We start from the raw sequence: 18,569 nt of genomic DNA, 5'->3' as shown, positions 1-18,569 counted from the left end.
TGAGTATGTGAGTTTTTTAGTATGTTAGTATTTGAGTTCTTTAGTGTGTGAGTATGTGAGTTTTTTAGTATGTTAGTATTTGAGTTCTTTAGTATTTGAGTTTTTTAATCTCTATCATATTTATTCACTCCAATACTCTTCATTATCTATTATTCATTTTTGATTTTAAATGTTTTTTGAAAGAGGTAATCATTTTTGATAATTCTGTAATCTCTTCTCTATTTTTTTCATCTTGCATTTCTGTGATAAAACCTCTTAACCTTGCTTTTGTACTACATACAACACATTCATGAGCACTATCCCATGCTAATTGTAAATATCTATTAAACTGAGCTTCAGAACTTGCAGAACCTTCTGCAATATTTAATGCTAGTGAATCTGCGGCTCTTATAAATTGAGATGCAAGCCTATACCTTTCTTCTTTTGGAAACGTATTAATTTGATCATTTACTGACTCTCCAAAGTCAACTGCTTTATTATAAATCATCAAATCTTCGAATTTAAAATGATATTTACTTCTCATCACATTTTTTATTTAATCATTTTAGTTATTTAGTATGTGAGTCAGTTAGTCAGTTAGTATGTGAGTTAGTATTTGAGTTAGTTAGTATGTGAGTTAGTTAGTATGTGAGTTAGTTAGTATGTGAGTTTTTCACTCACCTACTCAAGCACTCACAACCTAATTCACTCATCTACTCAAGCACTCATAACCTAATTCACTCATCTACTCAAACACTCACAACCTAATTCACTCTCCTACTCAAGTACTCACAACCTACTTCACTCACCTACTCAAGTACTCACAACCTACTTCACTCACCTACTCAAGTACTCACAACCTACTTCACTCACCTACTCAAGTACTCACAACCCACTTCACTCACCTACTCAAACACTCACAACCTAATTCACTCACCTACTCAAATACTCATCCACTCAAATACTCACTAACTAATCAACTCATCCGTTTTATTAAAAAAAACTCTTTTCTCTTTCATCATTTTTCTCAATATCGGGCTACATCTATATCGGTCTTCATGATACTCATCATAAAGTTTGTCTAGCATATTTACACACCAATCGATTCCTTTTTCATCTGCCCAAGCTAAGAGTCCTTTTGGATAGTTTACTCCTTTGGTCATCGCATTATCGATATCTTCTGCAGAGGCTATATTCCAGAATAAGGCATCTGCTGCTTCATTAATTAGCATGACCAGTACTCTATCAAAAATAGACTGTGCTAATTCTGTATCTTCTTTTGGAGCATTTTTTACTGCTCCTTCTGCATAGTCATAGTATCCTTTTCCTGATTTTCGTCCTAAGTACCCTGCTTCAGACAATCTTTTTTGTGTAAAAGATGGTTTATATCTAGGATCGTAATAAAAAGCTTCGAATACAGATTCTGTCACAGTATAATTAACATCATTACCTATAAAATCCATTAATTCAAAAGGTCCCATTCTAAAACCTCCTAGTGTTTTTAAACTCCAGTCTATCGTTGCTATATCTGCCAATCCTTCTTCATAAATACGCAACGATTCTCCGTAAAAGGGTCGTGCAACACGATTCACAATAAATCCTGGAGTATCTTTTGCCAAGGCGACTACTTTTTTCCAATCTTTAATAATATCTACAACCTTATCTGTTACCTGAGTTGATGTTTGCACTGCTGGAATTACTTCTACCAGTTTCATTAAAGGGGCTGGATTAAAGAAATGAATCCCTATACATCGCTCTGGTTTTTGTAATGATGATGCTATTGATGCTATAGATAAAGAAGAAGTATTAGAGGCTATAATTGTATGTTCTGAAACATAGGTTTCTAATTCTGAAAATACTTTTTTCTTAATCTCTAGATTTTCTATAATTGCTTCGATAGTAAGATCTGCATCTTTAAGATCTTTTAGTGTATTTACATATGAGATATTATTTTGGATACGTTCTTTTTCTGGTTGGTCTATTCTACCTTTTTCTACTAAACGAGATAGAATTTTTTCTAAAGCTTGCTTACTTCTATCTAGTGCTTCTTGATTCGTATCAAAGACTTTTACTTTGCAACCAGCGGTAGATGCTACTTGAGCTATACCACTTCCCATGGTTCCCGATCCTATTATTCCTACAATCATAGTTAATTTCGAATATCGAATGTTACATATCGAATACTGAACTCTTTATTTTCAGCAAGTCTATTAACATTCATTACTTGTTTAGTATTTTAATTTTTACTTAGTTATGATCATGGATTCCAGTCTACACTGGAATGACATATCAAATTATAAATGTAAAATCTAAAAGTTTAAGGTTTGAAGTCCGAGATCAAGTGTCTGAAGTCGGAGGTCAGTTTATTTAGTATTTTACATTTTGCGATTTTAAATTCTTATTTCCCTTTAAATACTGGTTTTCTTTTTTCTATAAATGCATTTACGCCTTCTGCATAATCTTCACTTTCTGCAGATTCTATCTGTAGATCTGACTCCATTGCTAATTGCTCTTGGAGTGTATTTGTCATAGATTGATTTAGTAGTCTCTTGGTCAGCCCTAATGCTTTGGTTGGCATTTTTGCTAATTTCGATGCTAGTTTAACGGCTTCTTCTTCAAAAGTTTCTACTTCAACTACTTTATATACCATTCCTAATTGTTCTGCTTCCTTTGCACTTACTTTATCACCCAACATCATTAAGGCGGATGCTTTTTGGAAACCAATTAATCTTGGTAAAAAGAAGGTTCCGGCGCTATCGGGTACTAGTCCTATTTTACTAAATGCTTGTATAAAACTTGCTGCTTCTGAAGCTACTACGATATCGCAGGCTAATGCAATATTAGCTCCTGCTCCTGCTGCTACTCCATTTACTGCTGCGATTACTGGTTTCTCTATATTTCGAATTCTTTCTATAATTGGGTTATAGTGTTCTTCTAATATTTTTCTGAAACCTGGATTTAATTCTGGTGATGTTACTTCTTTAAGATCTTGACCTGCACAAAATGCTTTTCCGTTACCGATAAGCATAATTGCTCTTACTTTATCACTAGCACTACATTCGTCTAATGTTTTTTGAAGTAATAATGCCATTTCTCTGTTGAAGCTATTAAAAGTTTCTGGACGATTTAATGTTATTCTCGCTACTCCATTTTCAATTTGAAATTCGATTGAAGGCATGTTTAGTTCTCTATTTTAAATTCTGGGTTATACATTTTATTATTGTTCGTAATCCAAGTATATTTTAATTTAATCAGTCCTTTTCTTCTTCATTTCTATCGCCCTCTGTATTTATTTTATTATTCTTCGACTATATTTCCTGTCCCTTGAGCGTAGCCGAAGGGCACAGAGAATATATCACTTGAGACATTTGAAATAGTCGAAAGGTTCTAAACAATCATTACACTGAAATAGCGCTTTGCATGCCGTTGATCCAAATTGACTTATCATTTTTGTATTTATTGAGCCACATTGGGGGCATTTTACTATTTTTTTACCTCCGAGTAATGCTTCTTTATCAGCTTCTTCGTTTAAAGGTGCCGCAATCCCATATTTCTCTAATGCTTCTCTACCTCTTGGAGTAATCCAATCTGTAGTCCAAGCTGGTGATAAGACCAGGGACACTTTGGCTTTGATATTTTCTTTTGCAAAAGCGGTAGTAATATCATCTCCTATTACATCCATTGCGGGACAGCCACTATAGGTAGGAGTAATTGTAATTTTTGCAACATCATCTTCTATCTGGGCAGAACGAACAACCCCCATATCCATAATTGATAATACAGGAATTTCTGGATCACTAACTGTTTCCAGAATAGGAATCAAGGTTGGGTCAATATGTTGTTCTAGTTCTATTGTCATCATAAATATTGAATATCGAACATTTAATACTTAAGGCTGAAGTTTTATTTTTCCTCATCATTCAATATTCTAAATTCGGTATTATTTTACCATTTCATATTAGGGTAAGTACGTTGCATATATTGTAAATCTGAAAGCAAGTACCCCATATGTTCACTATGAATACCTTGTTTACCGCCTTTTTGAAACCATTTTGTTTCTGGTATAGTGATCGTAGCTTCTTCTAATACTTCTCTAATTATTTGATCGTATTTTTCTCGAAAAGCTACAGTATTAACTCCAATCTCATTTTCTATAGCAATCTTATCATCGTCTGTTATATGAAATAGTTCATCTGTATACCTCCATAGGTCATCAACAGCTTCCTGAACTTTTTGATGGCTTTCTTCTGTACCATCTCCTAATCTTTTTATCCAATCAGAAGAGAATCTTTGATGGTAACTTACTTCTTTAATTCCTTTCTTAGCAATTGCGGCTAATGTTTGATCGGTACTATTTTGTAACTCTTCTAATACTAGTAAATGAAAAGCATCGAAGAAGAATTGCCTTGCAATCACATATCCAAAGTGTCTGTTTGGTTGCTCAACAAGGAGTACGTTTTTATATTGCCTTTCTGTTCTCAAAAAAGCGATATCATCTTCGGTTTTATCTTCTCCCGATAACTGAGCTACATATTGATAGTAACTTCTAGTTTGCCCTAATAAATCCAATGCCATATTTGTCATTGCTATATCGGTCTCGAGATTAGGTCCATGCCCACATAATTCTGATAATCGTTGACCTAGGATCAAGGCGTTATCTGCAATTCCGTAGATATATTGTATTTTATTTTCGTTTTTCATAATACTGCCCGTAAAAACGGGTATCTTATTTAAATAACTTTTATTTCAAATAGTAAGTTTCCCGTATTCACGGGAATTGCAATTCTTTCAGTTGCAAAAATTACATATGCTTCACCTCATCTGGTAATGTATAGAACGTAGGGTGTCTATACACTTTGTCTTGAGCGGGTTCAAATAATTCTCCGTTATTTTCTGGATTTGATGCTGTAATATTTTTAGATTCTACTACCCATATACTTACTCCTTCATTTCTGCGTGTATATACATCTCTAGCATTTTCTAAAGCCATTTCTGCATCGGCTGCATGAATACTTCCAAAATGACGATGTTCTAAACCATTTTTACTTCTTACAAATACTTCCCAAAGTGGCCAGTTTTTTTTCATAATTATGAATTTTGAATTCTGAATTCAGAATTATTATATTGCTTTTTTTAGCTTTTTATCTTCTTGTTTTTTGGCATAAGCCATTGCTGCGTCTCTTACCCATTCTCCTTTTTCCCAGGCATCAACTCTAGCATCCATACGCTCTTTGTTACAAGGGCCATGACCTTTTACTACTTGCCAAAACTCATCCCAATCTATTTCTCCAAAATCGTGACCTCCTTTTTCTTCATTCCATTTTAAGTCTGGATCAGGAATGGTAAGTCCTATTAATTCTGCTTGCGGAACGGTTTGATCGATAAACTGTTGACGTAATTCGTCATTCGTTTTTCGTTTTAATTTCCATTTCATAGATTGAGCGGTATGCACAGATTCTGCATCTGTAGGTCCTAGCATCATCAATGAAGGCCACCACCATCTATTTAGTGCATCTTGCGCCATTTCTTTCTGCTCTGGAGTACCATTTGCCAACGTAATCATGATTTCATATCCTTGTCGTTGGTGAAAACTCTCTTCTTTACATACTCTAATCATAGCTCTTGCATATGGCCCATAAGAGGTACTACACAACGGTACTTGATTAATAATTGCTGCTCCATCTACTAGCCATCCTATAGCTCCCATATCTGCCCAAGTGATCGTAGGGTAATTGAATATACTAGAGTATTTTGCTTTACCAGTATGTAATTGCTCATATAGTTCTTCTCTAGAGACTCCTAAGGTTTCGCATGCACTATATAGATATAAACCATGCCCTGCTTCATCTTGTACTTTAGCGAGTAATGCAACTTTTCTACGCATTGATGGTGCTCTGGTAATCCAGTTTCCTTCTGGTAACATTCCTACAATTTCAGAATGTGCATGCTGAGAAATCTGTCGGATATGTGTCTTCCTGTATTTTTCTGGCATCCAATCTTTAGGCTCAATTTTTTCATCTCGAGCAATTCTTTGCTCAAAAAGTTCTTCTAGATTTTTTACTTCTTTTTCGCTCATAACAATTGCTTTTTATACATCAAAATCAACAACTACTTTCTCTGTAGTAGGAACTGCCTGACAGGATAATACTAAGCCTTTGGCAACTTCATCTTCTTCTAATGCGTAATTTATTTTCATCTCTACTGCTCCTTCTATAACTTTACACTTACAGGTACTACAAACTCCTCCTTTGCATGCAAAAGGGAGATCTGCACCAGAAGCTAAAGCTCCATCGAGTATATTATCATAGTCATCATCCATCTCAAAATGAAATTCTTTACCGCCATCGATAATAGTAACTTCGGTTCCTTCGAATTTATGTTTTACTGCTTGCGCTGCTTTTTCCTTATCTTCTTCTGAGCTTCCAGAAAAGAATAGCTCATAATGAATCTTATCTTTTGATAATCCTGCATTAACCAGTTGATCTCTTATCAAAAAAATCATTTCTTCAGGGCCACATACAAAACACTCATCTACATTAGTTACATCAATTATCTTATCAGTAAGTTCTTGCAACTTTTCTTCAGTAAATCGACCATTAAGTAACGGAATGTCTCTCTGCTCTTTTGTTAAAAAATAGAAAATCTCTAAACGACCAAAGTATGTATTTCTAAGGTTTTCTATCTCTTCTTTAAAGATAATTGATTTAACGTTTCGATTCAAGTAAAAGAGCTTAAAAGTGCTATTCTCCTCTTTTGCTAAGTGTGTTTTAAGTATTGATAATATGGGAGTTATACCACTTCCTGCTGCAAAAAAAATATAATCCTTTGTTTTAGAAGGTTCTACTTCTACATAAAAATTACCTGCAGGTAACATTGCCTCTAACGTATCACCTACCTGAAGGGTATTATTTGCGAAATTTGAAAATATTCCTTGATCAATTCTTTTAACCGCGACTTGCCATTTGTTTTCTACTGGACTCGAACAAAGAGAGTAAGATCTCCTTATTTCTTGATTATCTATTGTAGTCTTTAAAGTAAGATACTGTCCTTGCTTATAAGCGAAATCATCTCTGATCTCTTCAGGAACATCAAAAGTTATAGCAACGCAGTCTTTTGTTTCTTTTGTTAATTCAGAAACTTGTATGGGATAAAAATCAGTCATGTTTCGTTTAACTATGTGTAGTTACATAAACAAAACTAACGTTTGTTAGTTTAATAAACAAATATTTTCTTATTAATTTTAGAATTAACTAAATTTTAATTAAACAATACCTTTAAGCAATACAGACATCATATCACGTTTTAATATATCTGCATCGATACCGTGTTGTTTAGGATACCATAAGTATAGCGTTCTTAAAGTTGATAATGTAGAAAACACCATAATCTCTATATTATATGATTTTATTTCTCCATTAGCAACTCCTCTCTTAACAATAGTTCTAAAATTCTCTTCATATTCTTCTCTCATCTGTTCAAAATATTGCAAGTTACCTTCTTCTAAATGCATCCAATCACTATTAAGAGAAGCTAAACCATCTGCATTTCGTAAGGTTACATCTATATGCAGGTCTATTATATTTTTTAATTTCTGGATTGTACTCGCATCAGAACTCACAATCTTATTCATACCTACAGTAAATTCTTCTGCTAGTCCTATTATAATTGTGGATAGTATTTCTTGTTTTGATTGAATATGATTATACAGACTTGCTGCTTTAATCCCCATTGCCTTAGCTAAATCTCTCATTGTCACAGCACTATACCCTTTTTCTTTAAAAAGTATGGATGCTGCACTAATAATTTCTTTCTTTCTGTTTTCGGATTTCATTGACTGACTCTTTATTTTATACTCAAAAATAGATTTTAATCTCAAATAACCATTTTTTTCATCATCAAAAAGCCAAATTATAACTAATTTACAGTCTCAAAACATAAAAAATCATGAAATCTTTAATTATCATCTTATCATCCCTCATACTTTCTATCACGACCACATGTGGTGATAAAAAAAATAAAACCAAAAAAAATCAACTTACAGAGAACCAATTTACAGAAGAAGTAAAATTTTTTATCACTACACTACATAAAGAAAACATAGAAAAAGAGAAACTTTACATCATCTTTAATAAAGATGACAATTCAGCTTCTGGTTTTTCTGGGTGTAATCAATTTTCTTCGAAATATACTATAGAAAAAGAGACTATATCTTTTGCCTCACCTATGTACACAAAGATGTATTGTGAAAAAACAGCTATGTTAGAGAAAAAATTTATCTCTACCTTAACCAAATCTAAAATCAGAGTTGTTAAAGGTGATTCTTTATTCTTAAAAGATAACAATAACACTATTTTATTATCTGGTGTACAATCTAAAAATTGATATTTTTGAGGTTATCAATTTCTAAAAAATTAAAATGCATTCAGATAATAAATTTCTGAATGCATTTTAATTTATAAACAATAATCGTAGTCTGTTTAGATTTTATTATCTATAATTATTTTTTTGGTCAGTGAAGTCCCATTAGTAGTATTCTCTATATATACAAAATACATCCCAGATAACTTACCTAGCATATTTACATTCTCTTGTGCTGTATCTTCTGCTAACTCTCCAGAAGCTACAAGAGCTCCAAAAATATTATAGACATAATATTTTAGCCTTGCTTTTACTCCATTAGATATCGAAAATTCAGGTCTATCTGATTTAAAAAACACAACAATCTCTTTTTGAGGCGGTTCTGGTTTTGGAGTTACACCTGATAACTCTTGTGACAACATATTTAGAGTCCCTGTTTTTGATTTATTATCCGGATCTAACCAATTAGAAAGTCTTGTATCATCGGTTTTTCCAAAATCCCAAGAGACATTAAATCGACCATAATAGTCTTCTTCGCCATTATCATTTATACTATCTTGTATCATTATGCAATCTGCTCTTCCTCCAGAAAGCTGACCAATTATATGTCCTTTTTGATTAAAAAGAGCAGAACCAGAAGATCCTTGTTCTGTCACTCCTTTATCCCAATCACCTACGACCCAAGAATCTATAGGATCTGGTATACCTGGTATTGTAATTACTCTATTATCTAACTCATCATTTTCTAGACATGTTTTCATAATATCACCATCGGGGTGATGGATTCCCATTGCAGATCCTATTGTTGTACTTGTTCTGTCCCAACCGGCCCACTCTAGGTCCCATGATTCATCAAGTCCTCCATCAAGTCTAAGTAATTTAAAATCAGATTGCGGATTAGAAGCTAAAAGAGTTGCTCCACTAGTTACCTGGTTAACTTCTGTATCTGTACTTATTACCTCTGTAGCACAAGAAGGATTGGGGCTTATCCAATTAAAGCGAAATGCCCAAACGGATTCACTTACTCCAGCACAATGGTTTGCTGTTAGGAAATATGGTGTTTTATCATTTCTTGTATTATTAATCAGTGTACCTGTACATACAGTTTTACCTATAATAACAAGCGCAACAGAATGCTTTAATCGTTCTTTTAATGAATCATAATCCTTTCCTAAAGAACAGTCAACATCGAGGTTACAATCTCCTGAGCTCCCTATTTTTTTTTGAATTTCAGCATCTGTAACGGATCTGTATCCATGAATTACTTTAGCTATATTTAATTCTCCTTGTCCTTTTACTGAAGCTGGCTCGTAATATTCTACCCAAATATTATCTCCTTCTACCAACCAAGTACCTAACATATGATCTGGTCTATTAAAAACACTTGTATATGCGCCTAATAGATCTGTTTTATCATCATTATACAAATACATTTTTGCGCCTTCGGGCATTTTATAAGTATCAAAAATAAAATTCAATGTTTTAGCCCCTTTAGATATAATGTTAATTCTCCATATTCTATCTCCATTGCTCAGTTCTTCCCATACTCCAGAATTATCAAGTCCATAATTAACCTTATACTCATACCCGAATCGCCATGGTATTGATTGATCGCGATCATTTTTAGCATCTTCAGCATTGATTTTATTTAAATCAAACTTTTTCATCAGCATTGGAGTTATACTTTTTTTACTTTGCATAGTCCAACTTATAGGTTTTTCTCCTGTAATAACTTGCGAGTTCATTGCAAACACACAAAACAAACTTAATATCAACAATTTAACTCTCACAATCATTTATTTTTATAATGGAAACAAATTTAACTATTTAAGAACACTTCAATATCAAAATAAAACTATTAATTTACCATATAAATTGTCCTGATCAAATTTTTTTTTCATTATGTCTACAGAAATCACATCTAATCCATTAATTGACAGGCTTCCTGCTCATTTAAAACAATTCATAAAACCACAAAATTATGAAACATATACCCCTACGGATCAAGCTGTATGGAGATATGTAATGTTAAAAAACATTACATCACTTAGTAAAGTTGCTCATGATTCTTATCTGAGAGGTCTTAAAAAAACAGGGATTTCTATTAATACCATACCAAGTATGTATGGAATGAATAGGATTCTAAAAGAAATTGGCTGGGCAGCTGTAGCGGTTGATGGCTTTATTCCTCCTAATGCTTTTATGGAGTTTCAGGCATATAATATTCTTGTTATTGCTTCGGATATACGACAACTCGAAAATATAGAATATACTCCTGCTCCAGATATTATCCATGAAGCTGCAGGGCATGCACCTATCATTGCTAATCCCGATTATGCTGAATACTTACGACGGTTTGGAAAAATCGGATGCAAAGCTATTTCTTCTAAAAAAGATTATGAAATGTATGAAGCTGTGCGCAAACTTTCTATTCTAAAAGAAGCTTATAACACTGCTAAAAAAGATATCGAAAAAGCTGAACAAAAAATAGCTGAACTACAAAACCAGAAAGAAAATCCTTCTGAGATGGCTTTGATACGTAATCTACATTGGTGGACCGTAGAATATGGCTTAATCGGAACAGTAGAAAATCCTAAGATTTATGGAGCGGGATTACTATCCTCTATTGGAGAAAGTGAGTGGTGTATGACAGATCATGTAAAAAAACTCCCATATTCACCAGATGCTGCTTTTCAGGATTTTGACATCACTAAGCCTCAGCCTCAACTTTTTGTAACTCCCGATTTCGCCTATTTATGTCAAGTATTAGAGGAGTTTGCAGATACTATGGCATTACGAAAAGGAGGTCATAGAGGTCTTGCCAAGTTAATAGAGTCAGAAAATCTAGGAACTATCGAATTGAGTACTGGTTTACAAATTTCTGGAACTTTTACTAGAATGATCAAAAATGAAGATAACGAAGTTATTTATTTTGAGACTAAAGGAGCTACTGCTTTATCTTTTAGAGAGAAAGAACTTATAGGACATGGGATTGATGCACATCCTAAGGGATTTCGATCTCCTATTGGAAAATTAAAAGGAATTAACCTTGCCATAGAAAATATGTCTCCTAGAGATTTAAAAGCTTATAATTTTTATGATGGAGAGTATATCGAATTTGAGTTTGAGAGTGGAATCACCGTAGCTGGAAACAATATCACAGGTATGAGAAATATTAAAGGAGAGTTAATTTTAATCCAGTTTAGTGAATGTACTATTATGTATAAGGGTGAGTTTCTTTTTAAACCCGAGTGGGGAACCTTTGATCTGGCAGTAGGAAAAGAAATTGTCTCTGCTTTTTCGGGGCCAGCAGATGAGAACTCCTTTGATTTAGTAACTCATAATCCTTCTTCAACGACTATTAAAAGAACATATTCTAAAAAAGAAATAGAACTCCATTCTTTATATGAATCTGTAAAAAATATCAGAGAAGGTAAAAACGCAATCTTTTCATTAGAAGCTACATTCGAAATTATAGAAAAAGACCATCCTAATGATTGGTTACTTACTCTAGAGATATATGAATTAGTATATGATAGAGATGAAAAGTTTGCATCACAGGTTTTAAAACATTTGGAAAATATAAAATACAAAAGACCTAAAATACAACACTTAATAGACAGTGGAATTTCTATGGTCCCTCAAAATATCTAGATGTAGCTTATAAAAGCATAAAATCCCATAAAAAATATAATACGATAGTAAAAAACAACCCAGATCTTATTATTAAAAAACCTAAAACAGAAACAAATTTTGTTATAATTGTCTTTAGGACAACTTAGCGCTAGTGTGCAGAATTAAAAAAATGTAAAAAAGCAATATCAAAATATAAAAAAATTATGATGAATTTCTTCGCCTAAAAATACTTAATCTTGATTCATATTTTCTTGCTATAAAAAATACTTTAGACATTCAATCATAGCTTTCGTTGCAAGAAAATTTTCCAAAATCATATAAAATTTACTCGAAACTCATAAATGGATATGCTTGCTGCAATTGATGTTTTTTTGAGGCTATCCTTTTTAAAAACAAAAGATGTTGTTCGCTATTAGGGTTAAAAGGTCTATGTGCTATTCCTTTATTAATCTCTTCTACTTCTCTCATCGTTTGCATAGCTCTGGGAGCAATCCAAATTTCTGAGAAACGCTCCCATATATACGCTACCGCTAATGCACTAGGGTGAATCATATCTGTATCATAGAATCGATAATCCCTAAGCTCATCCATCATAATCTCATAAGAAGGAAAATAGCTTAGGTTTTTATGCTCTTCTATAATCTGATGTACTGATGCTATCAGATGTGCTTTGCTTCTATTATTTTCTATAAATCCATCTTTACTATGTCGTACAGGAGATACTGTACATATAATCTCTGCTGATGGGTTTAATCCTCTAATCATATGGATACAGTTCTGTAAGCATTGCTTACTCTCATCGATAGATAACAATTGTTTTTGAAATTCTCTCTGTGGAATTTTATGGCAATTTGCCACAATCATATCTAATGATTTTAACCGATATACCCATGCTGTTCCCAGAGTGATACAAATATGTGTTGCAGATTTAATTTTCTCTCGTGTATCATATAATGCCTGATTAAGACCTGAGAGCACACTATTTTTATTAGCATTACTTAAAGAGGAGTGCGCATCAAAACAATGCCATTGCTCATTACTATAAAATAGATCTGTTTCTGTATACTGCTCTCCCTGAGTAGCCATCCACAAAAATGTTTCGATAGCTTTAGGATGAAATAAAATCCCGAATGGATTGGTTTCTTTTTTAAACTTAAAATATCCAAACTTACTTCCTATATTTTCAGAAAAACAGGAGCCTAATAATACTATTTCTGACCCATAATCAATTTTAGGATCTTTGGACTCTAATGGTATTTTGGTTTGTAAGTTCATAAATTCCTTTCGTCTCCTATGCTTTTTAAAAAGGATAGGAGACTTTATATATAGATTATTTCAAATATTTTTTTGCATTCTCTAATGCTTCTTCTATACCTTCTGGTTTTTTACCTCCTGCTGTAGCAAAAAACGGTTGTCCACCACCACCACCTTGGATATATTTCCCTAGTTCTCGAACCATTTGTCCAGCATTCAGCTTTTTCTGTTCTACTAGATTTTTGGAGATATAACATGATAGTATGGCTTTTCCATTCTGATCAGACCCAAATAAAACTACAATATTTTCTAATTCACCACCTAGTTCAAACGATAAATCCTTAATCCCTGCCGCATCTAGATCTACTTTTTTAGCTAAAAATTTAATTCCGTTTATTTCTTCAAATTCTGATTTAAGATCTCCTTTCAGGTTTTTGGCTTTATCTTTTAGAAGTACTTCAATTTGTTTTCTCAAACTGGTATTCTCCTCTTGTAATGATGTAATTGCTTTTACTGGATCTTTAGTTTTTAGAATCGATGTAACTTTATTATAAGATTCTGACTGAGTTGTAAAGTATTCTTTTGCAGCATCACCTGTTATTGCTTCTATTCTACGAATTCCTGCTGCAATTGCACTCTCTGATGTGATTTTAAAATGCCATATATTCCCTGTATTTTCTACATGAGTACCTCCACATAGTTCCATGGATTCTCCAAATCGAATTGTTCTTACAGTATCGCCATATTTTTCTCCAAATAATGCCATTGCACCTTCTTTTACAGCCTGATCAAAAGAAATATTACGTCTCTCTTCTAAAGGCAATTGCTCTCGTATTCTGGCATTTACAAAATCTTCAACTGCTTTTAATTCTTCATTAGATACCTTAGCAAAGTGAGAGAAATCAAAACGTAGATAACCACTATGTACCATTGATCCTTTTTGCTCTACATGAGTACCCAAAATAGCACGTAATCCCTGATGCATTAAATGTGTTGCACTATGATTAGAAGCTGATCTAGTACGCTGTTTAGAATCTACCACCGCTTTTAAAGGTTGATCTATCTGTTTTGGTAAATTTTTAGTAAAATGAATAATTAGGTTATTTTCCTTTTTAGTATCTACAATATACACCACATCTCCATTGGGCACTTCTAAATACCCTTTATCTCCTACCTGTCCTCCTCCTTCAGGATAAAAAGGGGTTTTATCAAATACCAATTGATATAATTCTCCATCTTTTTTACTATCTACTTTGCGATATTGCGTAACTCTCACTTCTGTAGTAAGCTGGTCATACCCTATAAATCCTTCTGTATTGTTTTCTAATAATACCTCCCAATCTCCTGCTGATATCTGAGAGGCAGCTCTAGACCTATCCTTTTGTTTCTGTAATTCTATTTCAAATCCTTTTTCATCTAATTTATATCCTTGCTCACTTAGAATCAAAGCGGTTAAATCTATTGGAAAACCAAACGTATCGTATAATTCAAAAGCTTTTTCTCCAGAAACTGTATTGCTTTTAGTATTTTTTATAACATTTTCTAATAATACTAACCCTTGATCCAATGTTCTTAGAAAAGAGTGTTCTTCTTCTTTAATTACATTAATAATCAAGTTTTTCTGTGCTTTTAACTCAGGAAAAGCAGTACTCATTTGTTTACTTAATGTTTCTACTAGCTTATAAATAAACGGTTCTTTAGTATTTAAAAATGTAAATCCGTATCGAATTGCTCTACGCAAGATTCTACGAATCACATACCCTGCTCCTGTATTACTTGGCAATTGTCCATCTGCTATAGAAAAAGACACTGCTCTAAGGTGATCTGCGATTACACGAATCGCTACACTTACCTTACCATCAGGGTTTGTTGGTAAACTATTTTTATCATAAGTAGTACTAGTAATGGTTTCAATTTCGCGAATTAAAGGGGTAAAAACATCTGTATCATAATTTGATTTTACTCCTTGTAATACCATACATAAACGCTCGAATCCCATTCCTGTATCTACATGTTGTGCTGGTAGTTTTTCTAGCGATCCATTTGCCTTTCGATTATATTGCATAAAAACCAAATTCCAGATCTCTACTACCTGCGGATGATCCGCATTAACAAGCTCTCTACCAGAGATTTTAGATTTTTCTTCTTCAGAACGAATATCTACATGAATCTCAGAACAGGGCCCACAGGGTCCTTGATCTCCCATCTCCCAGAAATTATCTTTCTTATTACCCATAATGATACGATCTTCTGGAACAATAGCTTTCCAAAGATCATACGCTTCTTGATCCATATTAAGATTTTCATCTTTTGCTCCTTCAAAAACTGAGACATATAGGATATTTTTATCTATACCATATACTTCTGTTAACAACTCCCAAGCCCAATGAATCGCTTCTTTTTTAAAGTAATCTCCAAAACTCCAATTACCCAGCATTTCAAACATTGTATGATGGTAGGTATCCATACCTACCTCTTCCAAGTCATTATGTTTACCACTTACTCTTAAGCATTTTTGAGTATCTGTTAATCGATTATTTTTTGGAATACCATTACCTAAAAAGAATTCTTTAAACTGGTTCATCCCAGCATTGGTAAACATTAGAGTAGGATCATCCTTAATTACCATTGGTGCAGAAGGAACGATACTGTGTTTTTTTGATTTAAAAAACTCTAAAAATTGATTTCTTATTTCTTGGGATTTCATGAATTCTATGTATTACTATTTTTTACTCGAAATATACTATACTCTATAACTGTAACTACTATTTTACATTACTTTTATAAAAAAGTATATTATCGATATTTGTCAGTTTTTTCTGGACTTTGCAACAATTTATTATATTTGTTCTGATATCTTGGTTTTTAAAGAACCGTATATTAGTTGATATCATGCAAAAATAGCATATTTTAGATTATGTCAAAGGTTAAATATTACTATGATAGTGAGACGCTTTCTTATCGTAGAATAGAACAAAAGAAAGGGCGAAAGTTTGGTATAGCAGCACTAGGGGTTATTAGTGTCTTTTTAGCTGGATTTATCCTACTTCTTATCTATTTAAACATCCCACAATTAGAGACTCCTAAAGAGAAAGCTTATAAAAGAGAACTTGAGAATATGCAACTTCAGTATGATTTAATGAATCAAAGACTGAAACGCGATGAGGGAATTTTACAAGAAATAGCTGAACGAGATGATAATATTTATCGTTTATATTTTGGTGCTAACCCTATCCCAGAAGAGCTTCGTAATGCTGGATTTGGAGGAGTGAATAGGTATAAAAACTTAGAAGGTTTTCATAATTCTGATATTATTATCGAAAGTAGTAAACGCATCGACAAATTGACTAAGCAAATTGTAGTACAGTCTAAATCTCTTGATGAAATCGCTAATTTGGCAGAACAGAAAGAAGAGTTACTTGCCACTATACCTGCTATCCAACCCATCCAGAATTCTGATCTAAAACGTATGGCATCTGGTTATGGTTGGAGAAGTGATCCATTTACTAAAGCACGAAAATTTCATTACGGGATGGATTTTTCAGCGGCAACGGGTACACCTGTGTATGCATCAGGTAATGGGGTTGTAAAACGTGCAGATGCTAATTCTTCTGGATATGGAAAACACATTCGTATTGATCATGGATTTAATTACGTAAGTCTATATGCACATTTAAATAAATACAATGTAACAGTAGGACAAAAAGTAAAGCGTGGAGATGTCATAGGTTTTGTAGGTAGTACAGGGAGATCTGTAGCTCCTCATTTACATTATGAAATCTTTAAAGATGGTGAAAAAATTAATCCTAGAAATTTTTATTACGGAAGTTTAACCTCCGAAGAATTTGACGAAATGCTTAAAGCCTCTAATCTTATTAATGAAACTCTAGATTAAAATATCAATGCGCAAACTTCTTTTTCTTGTCATCGTTCTTGGCTTATATTCATCGATGCAAGCACAAAAATATCCAAAAGAGGTATTGGATTCGATGTATACTATCGTAAAAAACACTCAGCTAAAACTCGCAAAGCCTAAACATATTAAGGTTATGGCTGTTGGGGATATTATGATGGGAACTGATTTCCCTAACAAAAGTTATCTTCCGCCAGAAGGTAAAGGTCCTTTTGATGATGTAAATTCTATATTAACCAAAGCAGATTTGCTTTTTGGTAATTTAGAAGGCACACTTACTGATGAGGGCAAAAATGCTAAACACTGTTCTGATCCATCAAAATGCTATTCTTTTAGATCACCAGAATATTTTGGGAAATTTTTAGAAGAAGCTGGTTTTGATGTGATGAGTATTGCTAACAATCATATCGGTGATTTTGGAAGTATCGGAATCAAAAACACTTCTAAAACTTTAGAAAAACACAGCATCGCCTATGCCGGTGTGTTTGCTCAACCTTCTACTATTTTTGAAAAAGATGGAATCACGTATGGATTTTGTGCTTTTGCCCCAAACAAAGATTGCATAAAAATTCATAACTTAACCAATGCAAAAAAAATTGTAACCGAACTTAAAGAAAAAGTAGATATTGTGATTGTTTCTTTTCATGGTGGTGCAGAAGGCCTTAAACACACTCATGTTACCAGAAAAACAGAACGTTTTTATGGTGAAGACCGAGGTAATGTCTATAAATTCGCACACACTATGATTGATGCAGGTGCTGATATTATTCTAGGACATGGACCACATGTTACTAGAGCTTTTGAAGTATATAAAAACAGATTTATAGCCTATAGCCTAGGGAATTTTTGTACCTATTCTAGGTTTAGTTTAGGGGGAATCAAAGGTTATGCCCCTATTGCAGAAATTGAAGTCGATACTAAAGGAAATTTCATCAAAGGAAAATTGCACTCTGCTAAACAAATAGATGAAATCTACCCTTTTATAGATGAGAAAAAAAGAGCGTTAAAAGAAATCAAAAGGCTAACCGAAAAAGATTTTCCGGAAAGCAAAATTATTTTTGAAGATGATGGGAGTTTTACACAACAAAAGGAATAATTTATGTATGTAGACTTACCCGAAAAAATGTATTATGGTATCGGTGAAGTAGCCGATGCATTTAATGTAAATGCCTCTTTAATCCGTTTTTGGGAAAAAGAATTTGATATTATAAAGCCTAAAAAGAATGCAAAAGGCAATCGAAAATTCACTCCAGAAGACATCAAAAATCTAGAACTAATTTATCATTTGGTAAAAGAACGAGGGTTTACTTTAGAAGGTGCTAAGATTCATCTCAAAGAACAAAAACAGGAAGCCTTAGATAGTTTTGACATTATTAGAAAGCTAGAATACATCAAAGGACAGCTTCTAAAAATCAAAGAACAATTATAA

17 protein-coding genes are annotated in these 18,569 nt (G+C 33.2%); 5 read left to right on the top strand and 12 right to left on the bottom strand.

Translation table 11 applies throughout. From position 1 onward, the window contains the following. Positions 1-142: 142 nt before the first annotated feature. From N456_RS00455 to N456_RS00415, 9 genes are all read right to left on the bottom strand, one after another. A complete protein-coding gene (locus tag N456_RS00455) occupies positions 143-523 on the bottom strand; it encodes a four helix bundle protein (protein ID WP_062052746.1) in 381 nt (126 codons plus the stop codon). Positions 524-947: 424 nt separating this feature from the next. Further along, a complete protein-coding gene (locus N456_RS00450; protein ID WP_062052744.1) occupies positions 948-2,126 on the bottom strand; it encodes a 3-hydroxyacyl-CoA dehydrogenase NAD-binding domain-containing protein in 1,179 nt (392 codons plus the stop codon). 251 nt (positions 2,127-2,377) lie between these two features. After that, on the bottom strand, positions 2,378-3,157 hold the full coding sequence (locus N456_RS00445; protein ID WP_062052742.1) for an enoyl-CoA hydratase-related protein: 780 nt from the start codon (positions 3,155-3,157) through the stop codon (positions 2,378-2,380). Positions 3,158-3,334: 177 nt separating this feature from the next. Next, positions 3,335-3,838, bottom strand: coding sequence for a 1,2-phenylacetyl-CoA epoxidase subunit PaaD (paaD, locus tag N456_RS00440; protein WP_062052740.1), 504 nt, complete (start codon positions 3,836-3,838; stop codon positions 3,335-3,337). Positions 3,839-3,924: 86 nt separating this feature from the next. Continuing rightward, positions 3,925-4,680: a 1,2-phenylacetyl-CoA epoxidase subunit PaaC gene (paaC, locus tag N456_RS00435; RefSeq protein WP_062052738.1), complete on the bottom strand. Its 756-nt coding sequence runs from the start codon at positions 4,678-4,680 to the stop codon at positions 3,925-3,927. Positions 4,681-4,780: 100 nt separating this feature from the next. Next, on the bottom strand, positions 4,781-5,065 hold the full coding sequence (gene paaB / locus N456_RS00430; protein ID WP_062052736.1) for a 1,2-phenylacetyl-CoA epoxidase subunit PaaB: 285 nt from the start codon (positions 5,063-5,065) through the stop codon (positions 4,781-4,783). Between the two features lie 33 nt (positions 5,066-5,098). Continuing rightward, on the bottom strand, positions 5,099-6,055 hold the full coding sequence (gene paaA, locus N456_RS00425) for a 1,2-phenylacetyl-CoA epoxidase subunit PaaA (RefSeq protein ID WP_062052734.1): 957 nt from the start codon (positions 6,053-6,055) through the stop codon (positions 5,099-5,101). Between the two features lie 12 nt (positions 6,056-6,067). Continuing rightward, positions 6,068-7,141 carry a 2Fe-2S iron-sulfur cluster-binding protein gene (locus tag N456_RS00420; RefSeq protein WP_062052732.1) on the bottom strand — a complete coding sequence of 358 codons (1,074 nt, stop codon included), beginning with the start codon at positions 7,139-7,141 and terminating at the stop codon, positions 6,068-6,070. A gap of 99 nt (positions 7,142-7,240) precedes the next feature. After that, entirely contained in the window at positions 7,241-7,810 is a 570-nt protein-coding gene (locus N456_RS00415; RefSeq protein WP_062052730.1) for a TetR/AcrR family transcriptional regulator, read from the bottom strand. 113 nt (positions 7,811-7,923) lie between these two features. Here N456_RS00415 and N456_RS00410 point away from each other — a divergent pair, with 113 nt between their 5' ends. Continuing rightward, on the top strand, positions 7,924-8,361 hold the full coding sequence (locus tag N456_RS00410; protein WP_062052728.1) for an META domain-containing protein: 438 nt from the start codon (positions 7,924-7,926) through the stop codon (positions 8,359-8,361). 95 nt (positions 8,362-8,456) lie between these two features. Here N456_RS00410 and N456_RS00405 read toward each other — a convergent pair whose 3' ends face one another. Next, on the bottom strand, positions 8,457-10,127 hold the full coding sequence (locus N456_RS00405; RefSeq protein ID WP_158447796.1) for a trypsin-like peptidase domain-containing protein: 1,671 nt from the start codon (positions 10,125-10,127) through the stop codon (positions 8,457-8,459). 112 nt (positions 10,128-10,239) lie between these two features. Between N456_RS00405 and N456_RS00400 the strand changes: the two genes are divergently transcribed. Further along, on the top strand, positions 10,240-11,991 hold the full coding sequence (locus N456_RS00400) for an aromatic amino acid hydroxylase (RefSeq protein WP_062052724.1): 1,752 nt from the start codon (positions 10,240-10,242) through the stop codon (positions 11,989-11,991). Between the two features lie 306 nt (positions 11,992-12,297). On the opposite strand, the gene N456_RS00395 is transcribed toward N456_RS00400, so the two are convergent. Continuing rightward, a complete protein-coding gene (locus N456_RS00395; RefSeq protein ID WP_062052722.1) occupies positions 12,298-13,248 on the bottom strand; it encodes a GSCFA domain-containing protein in 951 nt (316 codons plus the stop codon). A gap of 55 nt (positions 13,249-13,303) precedes the next feature. Beyond that, positions 13,304-15,934, bottom strand: coding sequence for an alanine--tRNA ligase (alaS, locus tag N456_RS00390; RefSeq protein ID WP_062052720.1), 2,631 nt, complete (start codon positions 15,932-15,934; stop codon positions 13,304-13,306). A gap of 210 nt (positions 15,935-16,144) precedes the next feature. On the opposite strand from alaS, the gene N456_RS00385 reads away from it, so the two are divergent. The 3 genes from N456_RS00385 to N456_RS00375 are packed head-to-tail and all read left to right on the top strand — an operon-like array spanning position 16,145 to position 18,569. Next, the gene (locus N456_RS00385; protein ID WP_062052718.1) at positions 16,145-17,122 is read left to right on the top strand and encodes a M23 family metallopeptidase; all 978 of its coding nucleotides are present in this window, start codon (positions 16,145-16,147) and stop codon (positions 17,120-17,122) included. 7 nt (positions 17,123-17,129) lie between these two features. Continuing rightward, positions 17,130-18,236 (top strand): CapA family protein, encoded by a 1,107-nt coding sequence (locus tag N456_RS00380; RefSeq protein ID WP_062052716.1) that lies wholly within the window; start codon positions 17,130-17,132, stop codon positions 18,234-18,236. A 3-nt stretch (positions 18,237-18,239) separates the two neighbouring features. Further along, positions 18,240-18,569: a MerR family transcriptional regulator gene (locus tag N456_RS00375; RefSeq protein WP_062052714.1), complete on the top strand. Its 330-nt coding sequence runs from the start codon at positions 18,240-18,242 to the stop codon at positions 18,567-18,569.

The sequence above is a fragment of the Aquimarina longa SW024 genome, assembly GCF_001401755.1.
Taxonomy (GTDB): Bacteria; Bacteroidota; Bacteroidia; order Flavobacteriales; family Flavobacteriaceae; genus Aquimarina; species Aquimarina longa.
The sequence above is the reverse complement of the archived record's forward strand: the minus strand, read 5'-3'. Positions and strand labels throughout refer to the sequence as shown.